This window comes from Janthinobacterium sp. BHSEK, from assembly GCF_056174685.1.
The window spans coordinates 1-2,056 of sequence record NZ_JBWBYV010000180.1; the positions used below are offsets into that span (position 1 = coordinate 1).

Consider the following 2,056-nt stretch of genomic DNA (forward strand, 5'->3'; position numbering starts at 1 on the left):
TACCAACTGATCTGCTGCCTTTCAACGGAACTGATTTGGCCATCAAAGAAGTAGCGTTAAGAAGTAGCGTTCCCAAAGGACGGCCAATACAACGCACGACGTTATTGGGATCGCGGGATAGGGGTCAGGATCGGGGCCAAGTCCGGCATTCGTACACGATTTCAGCCTTGACCATCTCCATCTACAGCAAGTTACTCCTTAGCAAATACCTATATTATTCGATTAGCTGCCTTCCCCATACCTGCCCGGCGTCACCCCCATCACCCGCTTGAACATGGCGATGAAGGCGCTGACGTTGTCGTAGCCCAGGTCCAGCGCGATCGTCGTGACGGGCTGGCCGGCGGCCAATAGTTCCAGGGCGCGCAGGATGCGGGCGCGCTGGCGCCAGGCGGAGGGCGTAAAGCCCGTCTCGATCGTGAAACGGCGCGCCAGGGTGCGCGGCGAGACGCCGGCCCAGGCGGCCAGTGCTTCCACGCCACGCTCGTCGGCCAGGTCGTCGAGCACGGCGCGCGCCACGCGCAGCAGGCGCGGATCCGTGGGTAGCGACAAACCGAACGGCTCGTGCGGCGCGGCGGCGATCTCGTCGAGGATCACGCCTGCCACCCGGGCCTGCCGCGCGTCCAGCGCGCCCTCGCCCCAGATGCTGGCGCGGCCCACCGCCTCGCGCAGCAAGCCCGAGACGCGCATCACGCACGGCGCGGCGGGCAAGCCGGCGCAGCTGGCCTCGTCCACATACACGCTCCAGCCCGCAAACGGGCCGTGCGAACGCAGCGCGTGGACGTGATGGGGCGGCACCCACACGCAGTGGCTGGCCGGCACCACCCACTGTCCGCTGTCGGCCGTAACGGAGAGCAAGCCCCGCATGGCGCCGAACAGCTGGCCGCTGGCATGGCGGTGCGCCGCCGTCACCCTTTCCTGCGGCTGGACAATGCGCATGGCGCGCAGCAACGGTGCTGGCGGCAAGATTGGCGGATTTGACGTATCGAATGACATAAACAACGCAGGCAAGACAATCCGGCCATCATACAGTGAAGTCTTTCCAACCTTCAGGAGTTCACCATGCGTGCAGAAGACGTCTTACCGGATCAACAAAACCAGGGCCAGTTCAATGGCGTCACCGTGCGCAAGGGCACGGTGGGCGCCTTTCTCGCCAATGCCCGGCTATGGCTGGACGATACGAGCAGCAGCGACGACAAGGCCATCGCCGAGCGCGACATTGCCGATGCCCTGCCCGCCCTGCATGCGCTGGGACTGTTCGAGATCCTGCAGGTGCGCGATGCGGCGCTGCGCGAACTGGTGTCCGTCGCAACGGAGTAAGCGGCCAACGACTCGTCCCCGGCGCGCATTTCCTCTATCATGCTGCTTTGCCCGCCTTCGCACCCGCCATGCCGTTTACCATTGCCGCCCCCGTCCACAGCGAACTGATCATCAAGAAAAGCCGTTTCATCGGTTGCGTGCAGCCGATGACGGACCGCGCCAGCGCGCAGCAGGTGGTCAACGATTTGAAGGCGCAGCATCCGGGCGCCTGCCATGTGTGCTGGGCGCTGCTGGCGGGCGGGCAGTCGGCGGCCGTCGACGATGGCGAACCGAGCGGCACGGCCGGGCGGCCCATGCTCGACGTGCTGCGCCACCAGGACCTGGAAGGCGTGCTGGCCACCGTCGTGCGCTACTTCGGCGGCATCAAGCTCGGTGCGGGAGGCCTGGTGCGCGCCTACACGGACAGCGTGGCGCAAGCGTTGTTGCAGGCGGAAAAAACGGCCATCGTGCGCCAGCGAACCCTGCGCTGCACGGTGCCGTATGCGATGGAGGGCATGCTGCGCCGCGAGCTCGACGGCGCCGGCGCCACCTTGCTGAACGTGGAGCACGGCGCAGACGTGCTGTTCGACTTCAGCCTGCCTGAAACGGCGGCCACCGCCCTGCTCGCCCATCTGCATGAGGCGGGCAATGGACGGATACAGTGGCTGGACGCGCAGGATAGCGACGGCGAGTCATAGTCAACAGGCGCATTGCTGCCGGGCGCCACCGATAACAAGCGAGCATTTATCCAGGCACTACA

Annotated in this window: 3 protein-coding genes; 2 read left to right on the forward strand and 1 reads right to left on the reverse strand. The window is 65.5% G+C overall.

Annotated elements, in window-relative coordinates:
• Positions 1-222: 222 nt before the first annotated feature.
• Positions 223-993 (reverse strand): AraC family transcriptional regulator, encoded by a 771-nt coding sequence (locus AC0V2Y_RS28120; protein ID WP_475418235.1) that lies wholly within the window; start codon positions 991-993, stop codon positions 223-225.
• 66 nt (positions 994-1,059) lie between these two features.
• Between AC0V2Y_RS28120 and AC0V2Y_RS28125 the strand changes: the two genes are divergently transcribed.
• Both AC0V2Y_RS28125 and AC0V2Y_RS28130 read left to right on the forward strand, forming a co-directional pair.
• Positions 1,060-1,317 (forward strand): hypothetical protein, encoded by a 258-nt coding sequence (locus AC0V2Y_RS28125; RefSeq protein ID WP_475418034.1) that lies wholly within the window; start codon positions 1,060-1,062, stop codon positions 1,315-1,317.
• A gap of 68 nt (positions 1,318-1,385) precedes the next feature.
• Entirely contained in the window at positions 1,386-1,994 is a 609-nt protein-coding gene (locus AC0V2Y_RS28130; RefSeq protein ID WP_475418033.1) for an IMPACT family protein, read from the forward strand.
• Positions 1,995-2,056: the final 62 nt, after the last annotated feature.

Coding starts and splice junctions, on each gene's coding strand:
- AC0V2Y_RS28120 (WP_475418235.1), bottom strand. CDS start 993: ATGTCATTCGATACGTCAAATCCGCCAATCTTGCCGCCAGCACCGTTG.
- AC0V2Y_RS28130 (WP_475418033.1), top strand. CDS start 1,386: ATGCCGTTTACCATTGCCGCCCCCGTCCACAGCGAACTGATCATCAAG.
- AC0V2Y_RS28125 (WP_475418034.1), top strand. CDS start 1,060: ATGCGTGCAGAAGACGTCTTACCGGATCAACAAAACCAGGGCCAGTTC.